Here is a 19403-nt window from a genome sequence, read left to right on the forward strand (position 1 = left end):
TGGGGTGTGTCGCAGCAAACGTCGTCCGGCGATGTGGGCGTCGGTTCCACGGTCGTCACCGGGTCCGCCATGTCGGTGTGCGGCACATTGGCGCCGTTGACACCAGCGAGGGCGAACACGGCGACGCCACCGCACGCCGCGGCTAATTTGCTGGCCCATCGATTGGCCATAGCACCCGATTCTAATTTCTTCGCGCCGAATGTACAGAGGCTTTGTGCCGCGATCCCATTGCGGAGGCAGCGCAATTCCCGCCGTTAGCCGGCGGCCGAGCCATCCTCGGCCAGGCGTTGTGCGGTCAGCCCGGCATGCGCGATGCGGCGCAGCGCCGCGAGGATCGGCTCGTAGAAGATCGTCCCGAGGACGGCGTATTCGATTGCCGCCGTTGGGGGTTCCAGCGGCATCTGCTCGATGTCGTACTCGGCGATGGCGCTGATGTGCGGGGCGTACGCGCGCAACCGATCCTCGGTCATCGGCACGCCCGCGTCCTCGGCATCGGCGAGGGCACGGTCGAGCTGCGCCACCGCGGGAAGATCGCCGGGCACCTCGAAGCCAAGCGTTGCCAGCGCGGCCCGGGCCCGTGCGCAGTCACCGTCACCCGGGGGTGCAGCGGGGCGTGACAGCGCCGCCGTCGCCGCGCCCAGCGTCGCGAACAGCGATCGCCCCGGGTGGTCGATGAGGTCGACGACGGACCTGATCTGGGAGATCGACAGGCCGAGCGCGGACAGAGCCCTGATCAGCGCGATGCGTCGGACGTGCGGCTCGTCGTAGTGGGCGCGGGTCGAGCTGACGGCGCGGCCCGGCATCAGTACGCCCTCGCGTAGGTAGAACTTGATCGTCGACACCGACACCTGGGTGCGACTCGCCAGCTCCGACATCAGCACGGGAGCGCTCCTTCAATAGTCGTGCCCGAACACCTTGACATTAGATACTTTTACTACCCACTATTGGATAGTAGAAGTATCTAATCGTCCTCGATGTGTACAGGGAGCTTTTATGAGCACCTCGCTGATCACTCCAATCATGAGCATCACGCTGGGGGCGACCATCGTCTCGGTCGTCACCATCGCGTCCGGCGGCGTCTTCTTGCTGCGGGTCGTCACCGGCAACCACGAAGCCAACGGACTGCAGAAATCGTTTTTCCGAGCGGGCCATGCGCACGCCGGCGTGCTCGTGCTGCTGGGCTTGGTGCTCACGGTGGTGGGCAACGCCGCGGGCGCGAGCCCCGCTTGGGCAAACGGCGGGGCGATCGCCGTGCTGCTGGCCGCCATCATGATGCCCGCGGGATTCTTCCTGTCGGTGCTCGGTCGCGACCCGGCGCGCCCGAACCGGATGATCGCGAGCGTGTGGCTCGGGGCGACGCTGCTGGTTGCGGGCGTCCTCACCTCCGGGGTGGCCACCCTGATCGCGGGCATCGACCGAATCTGAGGGCCGCCCGACCGGCCCGCTACCCTGACCAGGTGAATCGCTCGTCCCTCGACGGCAATGCCGCCTCCATCCGCGAAGTGTGCGACGCCGGCCTGCTCGCCGGTGCGCTCACCATGGTCTGGCAGCGCGGAGATGTCCTGCAGGTCAACGAGATCGGCTACCGCGACGTGGATGCCGGCCTGCCGATGCGGCGCGACACGCTGTTCCGGATCGCGTCGATGACCAAGCCGGTCACGGTCGCGGCCGTGATGAGCCTGGTCGACGAGGGCAAGCTGACGCTCAAGGACCCGGTCGTGCGCTGGGCGCCGGAGCTGGCCGGCCTGCGGGTGCTCGACGATCCGGCGGGCCCGCTGGACCGCACCCACCCGGCGAACCGGGCCATCTTGATCGAGGATCTGCTCACCCACACCAGCGGGCTGGCCTACGGCTTCTCGGTGACCGGGCCGATCGCCAAGGCCTACGTGCGGCTGCCGTTCAACCACGGCCCGGACGCGTGGCTCGCCGAACTGGCCAAGCTGCCGCTGGTGCACCAGCCCGGCGACCGGCTCACCTACAGCCACTCCATCGACCTGCTGGGCGTCATCGCCTCGCGCATCGAGGGCAAACCGTTCAACCAGGTGCTCGACGAACGCGTCCTCGGCCCGGTCGGCATGCCCGACACCGGATTCTTCGTGTCCCCCGAGGGACGCCGCCGCGCGGCGACCATGTACCGGCTCGACGGGCAGGGCCAGCTGCACCACGACGCGATGGGGCCGCCGCACATCACCCCGCCCTCCTTCTGCAACGCCGGCGGTGGGTTGTGGTCGACCGCCGACGACTACCTGCGGTTCGTGCGCATGTTGCTCGGCGACGGGTCCATCGACGGCGTGCGGGTGCTCTCCCCCGCCTCGGCCCGGCTGATGCGTACCGACCGGCTTACCGACGCACAGAAGCGCCACGACTTCCTCGGGGCGCCGTATTGGGTGGGCCGCGGCTTCGGCCTGAACCTGTCGGTGGTGACCGATCCCGCCAGGAGCGCGCCGCTGTTCGGGCCGGGCGGGCTGGGAACGTTCAGCTGGCCGGGCGCGTACGGGACGTGGTGGCAGGCCGACCCGACGGCGGATCTGGTGCTGCTGTACCTGGTGCAGAACCTGCCCGACATGTCCGCGGACGTGGCGGCGGCGGTCGCCGGCAACACATCGCTGGCGAAATTGCAATCGGCGCAACCGAAATTCGTCCGGCGGACCTATCAGGCGCTCGGCCTCTGACATGCCCGAGTACCCACCCGACCGCATCAGCGGGCCGCGGCTGTCGCTGCGCCCGCCCACGCTCGACGACGCCGGGGCGCTGTTCCAGCGGGTCGCCCGCGATCCGCAGGTCACCAAGTATCTGCTGTGGGCGCCGCACCCCGACGTGGCCGCCACGCGGCGCGTGATCACCGAAAAGCTCAACGCCAGCGCGGACGAGAAAACCTGGGTCATCGAGTCGCGGCACCGCGGGGAGGTGATCGGGCTGGCCAGCTGCCGGCGCACCGCGCCGCACTCGGTCGAGGTCGGCTACTGCCTGGGCCAGCGCTGGTGGGGCAAGGGGCTGATGTCGGAGGTGCTCGGCATGCTGCTGGCCTCCCTCGACGCCGACCGCGAGGTGTATCGGGTGTGGGCCACCTGCAGCGTGGACAACACGCGCTCGGCGCGACTGCTCGAGCACGCCGGCTTCTTCTTGGAGGGGCGGCTGGCCCGCCACGCCGTCTACCCGACCATGGGGCCCGAGCCCCAGGACAGCCTGCTCTACGCCAAGATTCTTCGCTGACTAGCGGCGCGGCCCCGCGCCGTCGACTTCGAGCGCCCGCCGCCCGTAGGCCCGCACGTCGGCGTCGCCGTCCTTGAGCGCGATGCCCAGCGCGTCCCGGGCGGTCGGCTCACCGGCCCACCGGGTCAGGCTGAGCACGGCCGCCTTGCGCACGTCCAGGTGGGCGTCACCGAGCGCCTCGGACAGTTCCGGAATCGCGAAATCCACCGGCGCGCCGGCCAGCGCGCGCGCCGCGCCTTCGCGCACCTGCCAGGCCGGCGCCCGCAGCGCCTGCTTGATGGCGGCGTAATCCTGCTCGGCGCAACCCAATTGGCCCATCGCGGCCAGCGCGGCGGCGCGAACCAACGGGTCGGAGTCGGCGACGAGCCGGCGCACCGCGCGGCCAGCTGGGTCCGCCGCCCCGCGCAGCGTCGCCAGCCCGGCCGCCGCGGCGATGCGGACCTCGCGGTTCTCGTCGTCCGCGGCGGCGACGACCCCCGCCACGTCGTCGACGGACACCAGCGCGCGCACCGCCTCGATGCGCACCCGGTGGTCGACGTCCTCGAGGGCGCGACGGTAGTGCGCGGCGTCGCCGGACCGGCGGGCGGCCAGCACGTACACCGACGCGGCGCGGACCACCCGATCGGCCGACTCCAGGTGCTGCCGCACGCTTTCCGGCTCGGGCAGGACCTCGACCAGCTCGCGGATCCCGTCGGCGCCGGTGCGCCGGACGGTCGCGTCGTCGTCGTTCAGGGCGGCCACCAGCGCAGGCGCATACCCGTCGGGGATGTGCTCGGTCAGCGTCGACACCGCGGTGCGGCGCACCCCGGGATCGGCGTCGGCAAGGTAGGGCTTCAGGTCCGCCATCGTGGGCTCCTCGAGCGCCAGCACCTCGGCGATGCGCGGCGAGGGCGGCTCGAATGCCGTTGTGGCCGAGTTGACTCGGGACACGGCGGTGGCCGGCGCCTGACCGCCGACCAGCGGCGGCTGCTCGACCGGGTACACCCTCTGGTCGGTGGGCGGCAGGCCGTCCAGCTCCGGGACCGGCACGAAGTACGGCGCCACCGGCCGCTTGAGGAACACCATCTCACCGCCGTCATCCTTGCGCAGGTTCAGGTGATAGCCCCACTGGTTGTCGTCACGGCCCGGCAGGTCGGCGCGATCGTGATACAGGCCCCAGCGCGATTCGGTGCGGGTGTGCGACGAGCGGGCGGCCATCTCGGCGCAGTCCCGGATGAACGACACCTCCACCGCCCGCATCAGCTCGTGCGGATTGCGGGCGCCCATCTCGGCGATCTCGGCGCTCATCCGCTCGAAGGTGCGGATGGCCAGCGACAGCTTGGCCCCGGTCTTGGGGGGCGCCACGTAGTCGTTGACGAAGCGGCGCAGCTTGTATTCGACCTGCGGCTGCGGCGGGCCGTCGGGATGGCGCAGCGGCCGGTAGATCAGCTCGTGCGCCTCACGCACCTGGTCGTCCGGAAGTTGCTGCGGTGCAGCCACTTCGGCCAGGGTCGAGGCGGCGTGCGTGCCGGCCAGATCGCCGAAGACGAACGCCCCGATCATGTAGTTGTGCGGGACGCAGGCCATGTCGCCGGCGGCGTAGAGTCCCGGCACCGTGGTGCGGGCGTGCTCGTCGACCCACACCCCGGAGGCGGAATGCCCGCTACACAAGCCGATCTCGGAGATGTGCATCTCGATGTCGTGGGTGCGGTAGTCGTGGCCGCGGTTGGCGTGGAAGGTGCCCCGGGTGGGCCGCTCGGTGGTGTGCAGGATGTTTTCCAGCGCGGTCAGCGTCTCGTCGGGCAGGTGCGACACCTTCAGGTAGATGGGACCGCGCGCGGAGTCGATCTCGCTTTTCACCTCGGCCATCATCTGCCCCGACCAGTAATCGGAGTCGACGAACCGCTCGCCGTGCGCGTTCACCTGATAGCCACCAAAGGGATTCGCCACGTACGCACACGCCGGGCCGTTGTAATCCTTGATCAGCGGGTTGACCTGGAAGCACTCGATGCCGGACAGCTCCGCGCCCGCGTGGTAGGCCATCGAGTAGCCGTCACCGGCGTTGGTCGGGTTCTCGTAGGTGCCGTACAGGTAGCCCGAGGCGGGCAGGCCGAGCCGGCCGCACGCGCCGGTGGCCAGGATGACCGCCTTGGCGCCGACCGTGACGAATTCGCCCGTGCGCGTGTTCAGCGCGGCCGCGCCGACGGCCCGCCCGCCGTCGACCAGCACCCGCACCGGCATCAGCCGGTTCTCGATCTGGATCTTCTCGCGCATCGACCGCTGCCGCAGCACGCGATACAGCGCCTTCTTGACGTCCTTGCCCTCGGGCATCGGCAGCACGTAGGAGCCCGAGCGGTGCACCCGGCGCACGGCGTATTCGCCGTGCTCGTTTTTCTCGAACTTCACCCCGTAGCGCTCCAGCCGCTGCACCATCGCGAATCCCCGGGTGGCGGTCTGATACACCGTGCGCTGGTTGACGATTCCGTCGTTGGCCCGGGTGATCTCGGCGACGTAGTCCTCGGGTTCGGCCTTGCCGGGGATCACCGCGTTGTTCACGCCGTCCATGCCCATCGCCAGCGCGCCGGAGTGGCGCACGTGGGCCTTCTCCAGCAGCAGCACCTGCGCGCCGTTCTCGGCGGCCGACAGCGCCGCCATGGTGCCCGCGGTGCCGCCGCCGATGACCAGCACGCCACAGTCGAGGCGGGTCGGGGCCGCCGGGTCGGGAATCTGCATCATGCCGCCACCGCCGAGTGATTCAGCGCCGCAATGACTTCGGCGCGCACCGCGGCGCGCTGCCGATCGACGCGCGGCTCCGGCACGTCGACCAGGGTGCGCAGCGACTGGCCGGCCTTGCCCAGCACGGCGATGCGATCGCCCAGCAGCAGCGCCTCGTCGACGTCGTGGGTGACGAAGACGATCGTCGTCGGATGGGCCCGCCAGGTGTCGATCAGCAAGCGCTGCATGGCCGTACGGGTCTGGGTGTCCAGCGCGCCGAACGGCTCGTCCATCATCACCGCGCGCGGCGCCCCGGCCAGCCCGCGGGCCAGCTGGACGCGCTGGCGCATGCCGCCGGACAGGCTCTTGGGCAGATAGTCACCGAAGCCGGTCAGCCCCAGTTCGGCGATCCAGCGGTCCGCCTCGGCGCGCCGGCCGGCGCGCGAGACCCCGCGCAGCCGCAGCGCCAACTCGATGTTCGAGCGCACGGTGCGCCACGGCAGCAGGGCGTTGTCCTGGAACACCATGCCGCGGTCGCCCGAGGTGGTCGTCACCTCGTCGCCGTCGGCGACGATCCGGCCCTCGTCGGGCCGCAGCAGCCCCGCCAACGCCCGCAGCACCGTCGACTTCCCGCAGCCCGAGGGCCCGGTGAGCACCAGGATCTCCCCGGGCCGCACCGTCAGGCTCAGCCCGTCGATCACGGGTTCCCCGGTGTAGGACAAGCGAACTCGATCGAGTTCCAGACTCACCCCGGCCTGTGTGAACGTCATCGCTGCTCCTCCTCCGCGCGCGGCAGCCACCCGGTCACCCGGCGGCCGACGAGCTCGACGGCCGCTGCCGTCGCGAAGCCCAGCACGCCGATGGTGATGATGCCGACGAACACCTGGGGGTAGGCCAGCACCGTGTAGTCCTGCCAGGTGCGATAGCCGATCCCGAGTCGGCCCGAGATCATCTCGGCGGAGATCACGCAGATCCACGCCACGCCCATGCCGACGGACAGGCCGCCGAACACCCCCGGCAGGATGCCCGGCAACACCACCTGTTTCAGCACGTCCCACCGGCCGCCGCCCAGCGTGCGCACCGAGTCCTCCCACAGCGTGGGCAGCGCGCGCACGGCGTGCCGCGTGCTGACCAGGATCGGGAAGTACGCCGCGAGGAAGGTGATGAACACGATGCCGGCCTCGTCGGTCGGGAACAGCAGGATCGCCACCGGCACCATCGCGATGGCCGGAACGGGTCTGACCAACTCGGTCAGCGGGCCAAAGGTGTTGGCGAGCAACCGGGATCGGCCCAGCAGCACGCCCGTCGCGACCCCGACCACGGCGGCCAGGCCGAATCCGGTGAGGATGCGGATCAGCGACTGCGCCAGGTCAAGCCAGTACTCGGAGGTCCCCAGCCGGCGTCCCAGCGCGTGCACGATCTCGGTGACGGTGGGCAGCGTGTCGAAGCGCAGCAGCAGCCGCACCTTATCGGCGGTGAGCGCCTGCCACAGCCCGATCGCGGCGGCCACCGACGCGAGCCGCAGCAGCCGCCACTGCCAGGGCGAGCCGGCGCGGCGGGGGGTCACCGCCGCACCGCCCGTGTCGGCGACGTGCGCGGACACCGGGGCTGCCGGGTCGCCGGTCAGATACGCGGTCATACCGAACCTCCAAGGGCCTGTTCGTAATTGACGAGGGTGCCGCCCGGGTGCGCGGCGAGGTAGCGGTGCGCGCCGGCCGGCGTTCCGAACGGCAGGTAGCTCTGGCCGTCGCGCACCCAGACCGCCTTGTCGGCGAACCACCGGGTGCCCAGCTCCGCGTCGGGAACATAGGCGGCGCGGACTTTCGCGCCGCGGGCGGCCGCGTCCCGCACGGCCCGCAGCAGGCTGGTCGGGTTGGCGACCGTTTGGGTGGAATCGGCGCCGTCCAGCCAGAGCTCGCTGGCCAGCGCGGGATCCCCGCGCAGCGCGGACGGGTTGGCGGTCGCGGCCCGGGCCGCGTCGTAGTTCAGGCCGCGTGCGCCGAACACGGTGCGCAACGGCCCGTCCTGGACGAAGCCGGACACGTCGAGGTCGGCGAAGTCGCCGATCGACTTCAGGTAGGGCACATCGTTTTTCAGCGCCTCGACCAGTGCCGGTTTGAGTGTGGTGTCGAACGAGGTACCGCCGGGTCCGTTGTAGAGGTACACCACTTCCTGCGGCAGGCCACTTTCCCGGGCGACGATGCGGGCGGCCTCCAGCGGCTTGGCGTTGAGGAAATCGGTAGCGTCCAGTTGCGCCTGCAGGAAGGCGCCGAGCACCTCCGGATGAGACGCCGCATACGAGCGCCGCACCACCACCCCGTGCAGGGTGGGCAGGTTCAGTTCGGCGCCGTCGTACAGCAGTTTGGCCTTACCCTGGAACACCAGCAAGCCCGGCCAGGCGACGAACTGGGAAAGGCCTTGCACCTGACCGGATTCCAAAGCGGAGGCGCCCACCTGCGGCTGCTGGTTGAGCACTTCCACGCCCGTGATCCCGGCCCGGTCGAGCGCCCGCATCAACGTGCCGTGACCGGCCGAGCCCACGCTGGCCGAGACCTTGGCGCCGGCCAGGTCGCTCAGCGTGGTCGCTAACGAGCCGGGCGCCACCACCACCATGTTGAGGGCGCCCTTGGGGTTGTAGCCGGTGATCGAGACGATCTCGGTTTTCGCCAGCGGGTTGGCCTGCGTCTTGGAGCCGTTGATCAGCATCGGATAGTCACCCATCGAGCCGATGTCGATCTTCTCCGCGAGCATCTGCGCGGTGATCGGCGCGCCGGTGTCGTAATCCTGCCAGCGCACCGCGTATTTCGTGCCGGTGCGGGTGGTGATGTCGGCCAGGCGACGCTCCAGGTAGCCCTGCGCGCGCAGCAGCGTCCCCGCGGTGACGGTGTTGATGGTCTTGGACTGGTAGCCCACCACCACGTTGACTACACCGGCGGACTGCGACAGGGATTCCAGTGAGCAACCGGAGGCGAGCGCGGCGATCGCGATCATCACCGACGCCAGCGCAATGGCGCGTCGTTTCATCGAAGATCCTGGGATTGAACGCTTTTCAGCGAAGGAGGTAGGGCATGTTGACGGTGACGGCACCGGTGGGACAGCGCGCCGCGCAGGGACCGCAGTACCAGCACTCATCGACGTGCATGTAGGCCTTGCCGGTGTCGGGGTTGATGGCCAGCGCATCGAGGGGGCAGACCTCCACGCACAGCGTGCAGCCGTCGATACACAGCGACTCGTCGATGGTGACCGGCACGTCGGCGCGGTTGTTGTTGATCAGCGTCATCGATTGCTCCTCATCGGCTCGGCTCTCATGAGATTGCCGCGCATGGTGATTCGGTCGCCGCGCATCCGGATGTACTCCAGGTCGACGGGTGTGCCGTCGGCCAGGCTGGTGAGTCGCTCCAGCATCAGCAGCGCCGCGCCGTCGGGCAGCTGCAGCGTGGCCGCCGAGTGCGCGTCGGCCGGGATGGCCTCGAGCGCCAGTGCCGCCGACCCCAGCCGCTGCCCGCTCACCTGCTCGATGAGCGCGAACAGGTCGTTGGTCTCCAGCGCATGGTTCAGCACCTCGCGGCCGATGTCCGGGGCGAGGTAGGTGAGGTCCAGGCTCAGCGGCAGCTCGCCCAGGTACCGCAACCGCTCGACGAACACCGCCTGCTCACCGGGCTGCAGCCGCAGCCGGCGTGCCACCGACGGCGGCGCGGTGACCGGCATCGCGGCGCGCACCTCGTTGCGGACCTCACCGAGGTCCTTGAACGTCTCCTTCAGGCCCAGCAGCGCGTCCAGGCCGTGGTCGTACTTGCGCTGCGCGACGTGCGTGCCCACCTTCGGCCCGCGGTCGATCAGCCCCTCGTGCTTGAGGACGGCCAGCGCCTCGCGAATGGTGTTGCGCGAGACCGAGAATTCGGCGGCCAAGTCCTGTTCGGCGGGCAGGCCCGCCGGATAGGCGTCGGCGTGGATCTGCTGGCGCAGCACGTCGGCGACCCGGCGGGCACGGTCGGCCCTGGGTCCTGCAATCGGTACGGGGTGCGCCACGGCAGTCACGCTAGTGCAGCTCAGGGCCGCTTTCCGGGGCGCCGATGCGCGACCGTGGCCGCGCCAGGGCGTATTGCGCCGGGCGGCGTTCGGGCCCCACCAGCACAAACCGCCGCCCGCCGCGTCATTGCGCCACCTGCGAGAACCCGCCGGCTTTGTGATCCCGGTGAGCAGAACCTGCCGCGGGCGTCGCACTCGGGAATTCCGTGTCGGGCACCGATAGCGGAAGATGACGTGCATGACTGACGTCTCGAAGCACACGCTGACCAAGGTGCCCGCCGTCACCCTGGGCTTCTGGGTCATCAAGGTGTTGGCGACGACGTTGGGCGAGACGGGTGGCGACACCGTCACGATGACCCTCAATTGGGGCTACGCCGCCGGGGTCGCGATTTTCGGCGTCGCGCTGGTGGCTCTGGTGGCGGCCCAGATCCTGGCCAACCGGTTCCATGCGGTCCTGTACTGGGCGACGATCGTGGCCTCGACGACCTTCGGCACCGTGCTGGCCGATTTCGCGGACCGCTCGCTGGGCATCGGGTACACGGGCGGATCGCTGGTGCTGCTGGCGTGCCTGCTGGCCACCCTGGGACTGTGGCGATGGTCGCAGGGCACCGTATCGGTCAGCACCGTCTCGACGCCCAAAGTGGAGGCCTTCTACTGGGCGACCATCACGTTTTCGCAGACGCTGGGCACCGCGCTCGGGGATTGGCTGGCCGACACCCGCGATTTCGGTTACGAACGCGGCGCGCTGGTGTTCGCGGCCGGCCTGGCGGTGGTCGCCGCCCTGTACTTCTGGACCTCGATTTCCCGCGTCACGCTGTTCTGGGTCGCGTTCATCCTCACCCGGCCGCTGGGGGCGACCGTGGGTGACTTCATCGACAAGCCCGTCGCGGACGGCGGCCTGGCGTGGAGTCGCCCGCTGGCCTCGGCGGTGATCGCGGCGCTCATCGCGGTGCTCCTCGTGATCATCCCGCAGCGTCCCGGCCGGCACCCCGGCCGGCCCGAAGACGATGCGCCACAAGCCCAGCCGGACAGCGGCGCCGAGCGCTCGGATCGGGACGCGCGCTGATGAGAGTCCTGCTCGTTGAGGACGAACCACGGCTGGCCGCGACCCTGACCAGGGGGCTCAAGGCGGAGGGGTTCGTCGTCGTGGCCGCCGGCAACGGTGTCGACGCCCTGCGGGAGGCCACCGAAAACGCTTTCGACGTCATCGTTCTCGACATCATGCTGCCCGGCCTCAGCGGCTATGAGGTGCTGCGCCGGATGCGGTCGCACAACGTATGGACGCCGGTGCTCATGCTGACCGCCAAGGACGGTGAGTACGACGAGACCGATGCCTTCGATCTGGGCGCGGATGACTATCTGACGAAGCCGTTCTCGTTCCGGGTGCTGGTGGCGCGGCTGCGGGCGCTGGTTCGCCGCGGCGCACCGGCGCGCCCGGTGGTACTCAAAGCGGGGTCGCTGGCGCTCGATCCCGCCCGGCACACCGTCAAGCGGGGCTCGACGCCGATCGCGCTGACTCCCCGCGAGTACGGGGTGCTCGAATACCTGATGCGCAACATGGACGTGGTGGTGACCAAGGCCGAGATACTGCAGAACGTGTGGGATGCCCACCATCACGGGCCGGACAACGTCGTCGAGGTCTACGTGGGCTATCTGCGCCGCAAGATCGATGTTCCCTTCGGTACCAACACGATCGAGACGATCCGGGGGGTCGGCTACCGGTTGGTGTGCTGAGACCCCTGCCGCGGCAACGTCACAACCATGGTGGTTCCCCCGCTGGGCCCGTCGTCGATGGCGACCGCGCCCCCATGCGCGGCGACGACCTCGGCGACGATCGCCAGCCCGAGCCCGGTTCCTCCCCCGCTGCGCGCCCGGTCGGAGTCCAGGCGCACGAAACGTTCGAACACCCGGTTGCGGTCGGCGGGGGCGATGCCGGGGCCGTCGTCGCTGACGGTCAGGACCGCCGTCGCGTCGTCGCCGCGGACTTCGATGGCGACACACGAAACCGCGTGGCGGACAGCGTTTTCGACGAGGTTGCGGATCATCCGCGACATGGCCACCGGGTCGGCGTCCAGACGCACCGGGCTCATGTCGGTGTGGATCACGCACTGCGCGTCGCGGCGGGCCCGGTCGGCCTCGGCCCGCACCAGGTCGTCGAGTGCCACCGGCTCCCTGCGCCGCAGCAGCCGCTGCTCGTCGGCGCGGGCCAGCAGCAGCAGGTCCTCGATCAGGGTGTGCATGCGCTGCGCCTCGGGCAACAGGGTGTTGACGGCGAGCTCGGCGTCGAGCAGGTCGGGATGGGCCTCGGCCACCTCCAGCCCGGAGATGATGGTGGCCAGCGGGCTGCGCAGTTCGTGGGACGCGTCGCCCACGAAGCGTTGCTGCTCGCGGTGACCCGCTTCCAGCCGCGAGAGCATCTCGTTCATGGTGACGGCCAGGGCCGCGATCTCGTCATGGCTGTCGGGCACCGGAACCCGCCCGGCCAGATCGGATGTCGAGATGTCGGCCACCCGGGTCCGGATCGCGTCCACCGACTGCAGCGAGCGGCGCACCAGCCAGTAGGTCGCCCCCGCCACCACCGCGACGATCACCGGCGCGCTGCCGGCCAACACGATCGCCAGGGCCCGCGCGGTCCCCTCGACCGCCTCGCTGCCCCCTCCCACCAGCACCGTGTAGACGCCGGATCGGGTCGCCACCTTTTGGCCGCTGACCCGCATGTCGTCGCCGGCCACCGCGTCGTCGGGCAAACCGCGGCGCAGAGTGAAGTCGAACTGGTCCGGCGAGACCAGCGGTGTCTTCGGCGCCGAGCCGGATCGTCTGACCACGGTGCCGTCCGGGCCGATCAACTGGGTCGCGACCACCCGCTGGTCGGTGGTCAGCAAGTGGTTGTCGAGGTCGTCGAGCGAATCGGACTGCAGCGCCTTGGTGATATCGCGGACCCGTTCGGCGGCGGCGTAATCGACGCCCGCCAGCAGCGACCGGTACAGGATCGCGTCCAGTCCCGCGCCGGCGACGCCCAGCGCGCACAGCACGACGATCGCCGACACCGCCGCCGAGCGGGCCGAGATGCCCAGGTGCGGCAGATGCCGCGGGCGCAGCCGCCCGCGGGGCCGAGCCTCCCGACCACCGAATATCCGCACGCCGTCGATTCTCGCAGGGCCGCGGCCCCGCGCAGAACACCGAGCTCAGCGCGCTCTCAGCGCCCTCTCAGGGCCGCCGTCCTAGGCTGACGGTGTCATGTCTGGTACCGCACGCTCTTCGCGTCGTCGCGACCGTGTGACCACCCGGTTGCTGGTCAGCGCGGCAGTGCTGTTCGGCACGGGCGTGCTGGTGGCGGCGCCGGCCGGCGCCGACCCCAGCCCGTTCGGCACCCTCAGTTCGAGCTGCAACGAAACGGCCCCGGCGGGCCGGGACGCGCTCATCCAGGGAATCCGGCGGGGCATCACCGACTGGTCGCCCGGCGCACCGCACACCTCGGCGCGCACCACGTGCGCCGCCCAGCCGCCCGCGAAGACCGGCTGATCGCTCAGCCGCTGTCGGCGACCGACGGCACCGCGGGGGCGCCGTCGGCCCCGTTGTTGCGCGCTCCGTTGGTTGCCGACGCGTCCGAGGGCAGCTCGAAGGCCGCGGTCACCGAACCCACCGCCGCCATCGCGGCGTTGCGTTGCGCCTCCATGCGCGCCAGCGCCGTCTCGGTGAACACCGACAACCCGAGATCGGGGTTGTATCCGTGGATTTCCTTGACGTCGAGCTGGGCCAGGAAGTAGACGATCTCCTTGGACACCACCTGACCGGGGACCAGCACCGGGAAGCCCGGCGGGTAGGGGACCACGAACGTGGTCGACACCAGGGTCTTGCCCTCGGCCAGTCGTCGCCCGGCCATGCCGATCAGCACGTGTTCGCGGTCGGACTCCTCGTATCCGGCGTAGAACGCCGAGCGCATGTCGCCGAATTTGCACTCGTCGACGGGCCGAAACGCCATGTCGAATTCGCTGAAGTCGGGCAGATGCGGCAGATCCTCGGTGATCTCCTCGACATGACGTTCTTGCAGCGCGCGGTCGGCGACGCTGGCCGCCTTCTGGATGCGGTCGAAATCGATTGCCACCCTTCGCAACACGTCGAGCAGATAGTGCACGCTCGACCACGTGACGCCGATCGTGAAGATCAACAGCACGCTGTTGATCGACGTCTTGTTGATCTGGATGCCGAATCGTTCCATCAGGATCTTCTCGCGGAAGTCGTAGCCGTTCATCCCGGTCGCGCCGACGAACAGGGTCACGCGGGTGGCGTCCAGCACGAACTGGTCGGAGCGCCACGCCTCGTTCCACTCGGCCAGCGCCCCCTGCCTGACCTCGCGGTAGGAGCTCACCGAGGACTCCCGGAATTCCTCTGGCACCAAATCGGATTCGTCGAGGATGCGGAACCACTTGCTGATCAGCCGGTCCTTGCGCACCCGATGCCGGAAGACCAGCGCCATGTCGTAGACCTGCCGGACCAGCTGGAAGCCCTCGATGTCGACCTGGCGGCGCGCCAGGTCCAATGAGGCCAGCAGTTGCTGGTTGGGTGATGTCGACGTGTGGGTCAAAAACGCCTCACCGAACGAATCGCGGGTGAGCGCGTTGAAATCCTGGTCGCGCACATGGATCATCGACGCCTGCCGAAGCGCCGACAGCGATTTGTGGGTGGAATGGGTGGCGTAGACGCGGACCCGCGCGGTGGCCGGGTCGGGCATCAACTCGCGCTCGATCCACTCCGACCGGTCGACGCCCTCCATGGTGGCGGCCCATTTCCGGTATTCCTCAACGTATTCCGGCGAGGCGAGCATCTGCTCGAGGCGTTCGGCGGACACCATCGCCGTTCGCTGCCGGGCCCACGGAACGGCCGTGGCGAACGCGTACCACGCCTCGTCCCACAGGAAGCAGATGTCCGGCTTGATCGCCAGCACCTCCTGCATGACCTGCAACGGGTTGTAGACGACTCCGTCGAAGGTGCAGTTGGTCAGCAGCAGCATGCGCACCCGGTGCAGCTGCCCGGCCGCCTCCAGGTCCAGCAGCGTCTGCTTGATGGTGTGCAGCGACACCGCGCCGTAGATCGCGAACTGCGGCAGCGGGTAGGCGTCCAGATACAAGGGGTAGGCGCCGGCCAGCACCAGCCCGTAGTGGTGCGACTTGTGGCAATTGCGGTCGATCAGCACGATGTCGCCCGGCCGCGTCAGCGACTGCACGACGATCTTGTTGGCGGTCGACGTCCCGTTGGTGACGAAGTAGGTGTGGTCGGCGTTCCACGTCTTGGCTGCCTTGTCCATCGCCTTTTTGATGTTGCCGTGCGGATCGAGCAGCGAGTCCAGACCGCCGGAGGTGGTGGAGGTTTCGGCCATGAAGATGTTGCGGCCGTAGAACTCCCCCATGTCCTGCAGCGACCTGGAGTTGAAGATGCTGGCGCCGCGCGCCACGGGCAGGGCGTGGAATTGGCCGACCGGCGCCGCGGCATACGCCCGCAGCGCATCGAAAAACGGTGTGGCGTAACGGTTCCGCAGACCGGCGAGGACCGTGCTGTGCAGATCGGTGACGTCGTTGAGCCGGTAGAACGTCCGGTCGTAGACGTCGGGCTCGGTGTCGTCACCGGCCGCGATCGACTCGTCGGTGAGCAGATACAGGTCGATGTGGGGCCGCAGCTCCCTGATCCATTCGCCGCACTCCACCCAGTAGTTGGCCCGGTCGGGGATGCCGTCGCCGGCGTCCTCGTTGGGTCCGAGGAGCGTGTTCATCAGCGGCAGCCGGTCGCGGGACCGCAGCGGCAGGTCGTCGCGGATGATCGCGGCCTGGATCTCCCCGTTGAGCGCGACCGCGGTGATGGCGTCCTCGACGCTGGGAACCACCAGGATCTCGAACTGCACGTCGTCAGACGGTGCGCGCAGCGCGCGCAGGCACTCGGCCAGGCTGTCCGGCGCGGTGCTGGGGGCGTCGTCGGCGAGCAGCACCGTGTAGAAGTGCTGCTGTTTGGCCTGGGCCACCAGTTCCTGGTCGTCCAGGGGTGCCGACGTGTCGAAAAGCCCTGCGCGGTCGCCATATTCACTCAGCAACCGCACGGCCAGGGAGACCTCTTCGGTGAGCCGCACCGTGGACAGGCTTTCCAGGTGGGCGCGGAAGATCGCCAGATTCGCCGCACCGGGGTACAGCCAGTACCGCTCGTAGGCGGCGATGCGGTCCATCAGGCGTTTCACCCGGGCCACGTCGTGGGTCTTGTCCAGCCCGGCGAGGTCGACCTCGGCGAGGTGACGGCAGGCGTCGTCGAGCAGGTTCCAGGTGTCGACCCGCGCGTAGGAGGGGTTGGCCACGGCCGCCAGGGCCGACACCCGAAGTCGTCGCGGCTGGGTGCTGTATCGAATCATGACCTCACCTGTTCTTCGTTCGCCGCCGCTGACGTGCCGCTCGTATTGTCAACCCGCCGCGGCATGCCCGTGGTCGTTTCACCCCAGCTTGATCAGCGATCCGCCTCGTCGTCACTTTCCACCACACGGCGATTACCCCGGCCGCCGTCCACCCATCGCAGCATCGGCAACTCCCAGCGGCGCGCCGGCAGTTCGGTGACATCGGACAGCGAGCGCACCACGCCCTGCGTCAGCCCCATGATCGCCGCCATCACCGGCAACAGCGGCTGCAGCGGCTTGGCGGCCGAGCGCACCGTGCTGATGCGGCGGGCGAGGACCACCCGTTCGACGCAGTGATACAGCCAGGCGCCGACCCCCAGCGCGAAGATCGAGAGCACCGAGGCGACGACGGTCAGGTGGAAGGCGGCGCAGATCACCGCGCCCAGCACCACCGCCGCGGCCAGCGCGGCCGCAACGAGCAGGCGCAGCTCCAACCGGGTCATGGCTGCGGTCCGGGGCCCTCCGGGGTTGCCGCGACGTCGGGATCCCGCGCGCCCCGGACCGCCTCGGCGGCGGCCCGGATCTGCGGCGTCACCAGCATGACGTGGCCGAGCACCCCGTTGACGAAGCCGGGCGAATCATCGGTGGACAGCTCCTTGGCCAGCTGGACGGCCTCGTCGACGGCCACCGGCTCGGGCACGTCGTCGGCGTACAGCAGCTCCCAGACCGCGACCCGCAGGATCGCGCGGTCCACGGCGGGCAGCCGGTCCAGCGTCCAACCCTGCAGATGCGAGCTGATCAGGTCGTCGATGTGCGCGGCGTGCTCGCCGACGCCCCGGGCCGCCGCGGCCGTATACGGCTGCAGGGGCGCGATCTCGGGGTTGGTTTCGGCGAGCCCGGTGCGCACGTCGACCACCTCCGCCGGGCTCAGACCGCGGGCCTCGGCTTCGAACAACAGGTCGACGGCGCGTTTGCGGGCCTGATGGCGTCCCCTCACGGGCCTACTCACGCGTTGATGCGGCCCAAGTAGCTGCCGTCGCGCGTGTCCACCTTCAGCTTGTCGCCGGTGTTGATGAACAGCGGCACCTGGATCTCGGCGCCGGTCTCCACCGTGGCCGGCTTGGTGCCCGCGCTGGAGCGGTCGCCCTGCAGGCCGGGCTCGGTGTGGGTGACCTCCATCTCGACCGACACCGGCAGTTCCAGGTACAGCGGTGACCCGTTGTGGAACGCCACCTGCACCGGCAGACCCTCCAGCAGGAACCGGGCGGCGTCGCCGACCAGCGACTCCGGCAGCGGGTGCTGCTCGTAGTCCTGGCTGTCCATGAACACGAAGTCCGAGCCGTCGCGGTAGAGGTAGGTGGCGTCGCGCCGGTCGACGGTGGCGGTCTCCACCTTGACCCCGGCGTTGTACGTCTTGTCGACGACCTTGCCGGAGAGCACGTTCTTCAGCTTGGTCCGCACGAAGGCCGGGCCCTTGCCGGGTTTGACGTGCTGGAACTCGACGATCTGCCACAGCTGGCCGTCGATCACCAGCACCAGTCCGTTCTTGAAATCGGCAGTGCTTGCCACGGTTCGGTATATCTCCTCGGGGATGGACAGTCGGCTGCGCGGCTGTCTGTGACTTGTCGGCCAGTTTAGAGCGCCGCCGGGCGCGGCCTCGCGGGCCGGGGTCGGCGCGGTGACGGGCCAAACCCCGTCAGCGGCGCACCGGTTCGGAGCCCATCGCGGTGCGCTCGTCGGGCGAGGGCAGCGGCTTGACCATGGTCAGCAGCGGGAAGTGGACGGTGACCCCCCCAGCGAACGGCATGCGGATCGCGAAGTACACGATCTGCATCTCGAGCCGCGTCTCCCGAAGGGGCTGGGCGTACATGTCCCACCGGAAGTCTCGGAGGCGCGCCAAACCCCGTGCCACCCCGTTCACCCACCCGACTGTACTCGCGGGGGCAAGCCCCCCGGAGGACCTGCGAGGGCTACCCCAGGACGGCCAGCTCCTTGGGGAACTTGGTCAGCAATTCCGGCGGCTTGCCGCTGGCCGGCTGGGGCACGACCAAGGTGTCCTCGATGCGCACCCCGCCGCGGCCGGGCAGGTAGACCCCGGGTTCCACCGTCACCACCGATTCGGCCAGCAGCGTGCCGGTGGACGTGGTGCCGATGCCCGGCGCTTCGTGGATCTCCAGGCCCACGCCGTGGCCCAGGCTGTGGCTGAACTGCTCGCCATAACCGGCGTCGGCGATCACCTGGCGGGCCGCGGCGTCCACCTCGCGCAGGTCGGCGCCGGCGTGCAGCGCCTCCCGGCCGGCCCGCTGCGAGTCGGCGACCAGCTGGTAGATCTCCAGCTGCCAGTCGGCGGCCTTGCCGAGCACGAAGGTGCGGGTCATGTCGGAGTGGTAGCCGCCGACCAGCGCGCCGAAGTCGATCTTCACGAAATCTCCGCTGGCCAGCACGGCGTCGGTGGGGCGATGGTGCGGGATCGCCGAATTCGGCCCGGCGGCCACGATGGTCTCGAACGAGATCGCCTCGGCGCCGTGGTCGAGCATCAGGGCCTCCAGCTCGCGGCTGACCTCGCGTTCGGTGCGGCCGGGCCGCAGGCCGCCACGCGCCACCAGATCGCTCAGCGCGGCGTCGGCCGCCTCGCAGGCCAGCCGCAGCAGCGCGACCTCGCCGGCGTCCTTGACCTCGCGCAACGCCTCGACGGTCCCGGCGGCCTTGACCAACTCGGTGGCCGCTTTGCGGTCGTCGAGCTCGCGGGTCAGGGCGTCGAACCCGTCGACGGTCACCACGTTGCTTTCGAAGCCCAGCTTCTGCGCGCCCGCCTCGGCGGCCTGCGCGACCAGGTAGCGCCCGAGCGCCCGTTCGATGGCGACGTCGAGGTCCGGCGCCTGCTCGGCGGCCTGGGTTCGGTACCGCCCGTCGGTGGCCAGCACGGGGCCCCGATCGTCGGCGAACACCAGCAACGCGCCGTTGGATCCGGTGAAACCGGTGAGGTAACGGACGTTCACCAGGTCCGTGACCAGCAGCGCATCCAGTCCGCCCGCCTCGAGTCGCGCTTTGAGCCTGTCTCGACGCTGTGAATGTGTCACAGGTCTTGACGGTACTC

At 69.7% G+C, this 19403-nt stretch carries 20 protein-coding genes; 6 read left to right on the forward strand and 14 right to left on the reverse strand.

Annotation, left to right across the window (positions count from 1 at the left end; all coding sequences use genetic code 11):
* Positions 1-254: 254 nt before the first annotated feature.
* Complete coding sequence (locus AC5Y5B_RS23345) at positions 255-875, reverse strand: MerR family transcriptional regulator (RefSeq protein WP_240631879.1); 621 nt, start codon at positions 873-875, stop codon at positions 255-257.
* Positions 876-993: 118 nt separating this feature from the next.
* Here AC5Y5B_RS23345 and AC5Y5B_RS23350 point away from each other — a divergent pair, with 118 nt between their 5' ends.
* The 3 genes from AC5Y5B_RS23350 to AC5Y5B_RS23360 are packed head-to-tail and all read left to right on the forward strand — an operon-like array spanning position 994 to position 3213.
* A complete protein-coding gene (locus tag AC5Y5B_RS23350; RefSeq protein WP_500006948.1) occupies positions 994-1425 on the forward strand; it encodes a hypothetical protein in 432 nt (143 codons plus the stop codon).
* A gap of 32 nt (positions 1426-1457) precedes the next feature.
* The gene (locus tag AC5Y5B_RS23355) at positions 1458-2672 is read left to right on the forward strand and encodes a serine hydrolase domain-containing protein (protein ID WP_500006950.1); all 1215 of its coding nucleotides are present in this window, start codon (positions 1458-1460) and stop codon (positions 2670-2672) included.
* Between the two features lies 1 nt (position 2673).
* Complete coding sequence (locus tag AC5Y5B_RS23360; protein WP_500006952.1) at positions 2674-3213, forward strand: GNAT family N-acetyltransferase; 540 nt, start codon at positions 2674-2676, stop codon at positions 3211-3213.
* Here AC5Y5B_RS23360 and AC5Y5B_RS23365 read toward each other — a convergent pair whose 3' ends face one another.
* Genes AC5Y5B_RS23365 through AC5Y5B_RS23390 form a run of 6 tightly spaced genes read right to left on the reverse strand, consistent with a single transcriptional unit; the run spans position 3214 to position 9945 of the window.
* Entirely contained in the window at positions 3214-5928 is a 2715-nt protein-coding gene (locus AC5Y5B_RS23365) for a fumarate reductase/succinate dehydrogenase flavoprotein subunit (RefSeq protein WP_500006953.1), read from the reverse strand.
* Positions 5925-6677: an ABC transporter ATP-binding protein gene (locus AC5Y5B_RS23370; protein WP_500006954.1), complete on the reverse strand. Its 753-nt coding sequence runs from the start codon at positions 6675-6677 to the stop codon at positions 5925-5927. Before AC5Y5B_RS23370 ends, AC5Y5B_RS23365 begins: the two co-directional genes overlap by 4 nt.
* Positions 6674-7546, reverse strand: a complete 873-nt coding sequence (locus tag AC5Y5B_RS23375) for an ABC transporter permease (protein WP_500006955.1) — start codon at positions 7544-7546, stop codon at positions 6674-6676. Before AC5Y5B_RS23375 ends, AC5Y5B_RS23370 begins: the two co-directional genes overlap by 4 nt.
* Positions 7543-8931, reverse strand: a complete 1389-nt coding sequence (locus AC5Y5B_RS23380) for an ABC transporter substrate-binding protein (protein WP_500006957.1) — start codon at positions 8929-8931, stop codon at positions 7543-7545. The genes AC5Y5B_RS23375 and AC5Y5B_RS23380 overlap by 4 nt, the downstream gene beginning before the upstream one ends.
* Before the next feature lie 25 nt (positions 8932-8956).
* Positions 8957-9187, reverse strand: a complete 231-nt coding sequence (locus AC5Y5B_RS23385) for a 4Fe-4S dicluster domain-containing protein (RefSeq protein ID WP_324686874.1) — start codon at positions 9185-9187, stop codon at positions 8957-8959.
* On the reverse strand, positions 9184-9945 hold the full coding sequence (locus AC5Y5B_RS23390) for a GntR family transcriptional regulator (RefSeq protein ID WP_500006960.1): 762 nt from the start codon (positions 9943-9945) through the stop codon (positions 9184-9186). Before AC5Y5B_RS23390 ends, AC5Y5B_RS23385 begins: the two co-directional genes overlap by 4 nt.
* A 229-nt stretch (positions 9946-10174) precedes the next feature.
* Here AC5Y5B_RS23390 and AC5Y5B_RS23395 point away from each other — a divergent pair, with 229 nt between their 5' ends.
* Both AC5Y5B_RS23395 and AC5Y5B_RS23400 read left to right on the forward strand, forming a co-directional pair.
* Positions 10175-11002 (forward strand): COG4705 family protein, encoded by an 828-nt coding sequence (locus AC5Y5B_RS23395; RefSeq protein WP_500006962.1) that lies wholly within the window; start codon positions 10175-10177, stop codon positions 11000-11002.
* Entirely contained in the window at positions 11002-11670 is a 669-nt protein-coding gene (locus AC5Y5B_RS23400) for a response regulator transcription factor (RefSeq protein WP_112635072.1), read from the forward strand. Before AC5Y5B_RS23395 ends, AC5Y5B_RS23400 begins: the two co-directional genes overlap by 1 nt.
* On the opposite strand, the gene AC5Y5B_RS23405 is transcribed toward AC5Y5B_RS23400, so the two are convergent.
* On the reverse strand, positions 11652-13034 hold the full coding sequence (locus tag AC5Y5B_RS23405; RefSeq protein ID WP_112635078.1) for a sensor histidine kinase: 1383 nt from the start codon (positions 13032-13034) through the stop codon (positions 11652-11654). The genes AC5Y5B_RS23400 and AC5Y5B_RS23405 overlap by 19 nt on opposite strands.
* 139 nt (positions 13035-13173) lie before the next feature.
* Here AC5Y5B_RS23405 and AC5Y5B_RS23410 point away from each other — a divergent pair, with 139 nt between their 5' ends.
* On the forward strand, positions 13174-13458 hold the full coding sequence (locus AC5Y5B_RS23410; protein WP_112635071.1) for a hypothetical protein: 285 nt from the start codon (positions 13174-13176) through the stop codon (positions 13456-13458).
* A gap of 4 nt (positions 13459-13462) precedes the next feature.
* Here the strand turns inward: AC5Y5B_RS23410 and AC5Y5B_RS23415 are convergent, their stop codons facing one another.
* The 6 genes from AC5Y5B_RS23415 to AC5Y5B_RS23440 all read right to left on the reverse strand — a co-directional run bounded on the left by AC5Y5B_RS23415 (position 13463) and on the right by AC5Y5B_RS23440 (position 19386).
* Positions 13463-16327 (reverse strand): aminotransferase class I/II-fold pyridoxal phosphate-dependent enzyme, encoded by a 2865-nt coding sequence (locus AC5Y5B_RS23415; RefSeq protein WP_112635070.1) that lies wholly within the window; start codon positions 16325-16327, stop codon positions 13463-13465.
* Between the two features lie 92 nt (positions 16328-16419).
* Complete coding sequence (locus AC5Y5B_RS23420; protein WP_112635069.1) at positions 16420-16809, reverse strand: antitermination protein NusB; 390 nt, start codon at positions 16807-16809, stop codon at positions 16420-16422.
* Positions 16806-17315, reverse strand: coding sequence for a transcription antitermination factor NusB (nusB, locus tag AC5Y5B_RS23425; RefSeq protein WP_112635068.1), 510 nt, complete (start codon positions 17313-17315; stop codon positions 16806-16808). Before nusB ends, AC5Y5B_RS23420 begins: the two co-directional genes overlap by 4 nt.
* Entirely contained in the window at positions 17312-17875 is a 564-nt protein-coding gene (efp, locus tag AC5Y5B_RS23430) for an elongation factor P (RefSeq protein ID WP_066863465.1), read from the reverse strand. The genes nusB and efp overlap by 4 nt, the downstream gene beginning before the upstream one ends.
* A 127-nt stretch (positions 17876-18002) precedes the next feature.
* Positions 18003-18227: a hypothetical protein gene (locus AC5Y5B_RS23435; protein ID WP_133259302.1), complete on the reverse strand. Its 225-nt coding sequence runs from the start codon at positions 18225-18227 to the stop codon at positions 18003-18005.
* Positions 18228-18276: 49 nt separating this feature from the next.
* Positions 18277-19386: a M24 family metallopeptidase gene (locus tag AC5Y5B_RS23440; RefSeq protein ID WP_112635067.1), complete on the reverse strand. Its 1110-nt coding sequence runs from the start codon at positions 19384-19386 to the stop codon at positions 18277-18279.
* Positions 19387-19403: the final 17 nt, after the last annotated feature.

It is taken from the genome of Mycobacterium sp. NGS33 (genome assembly GCF_059812885.1).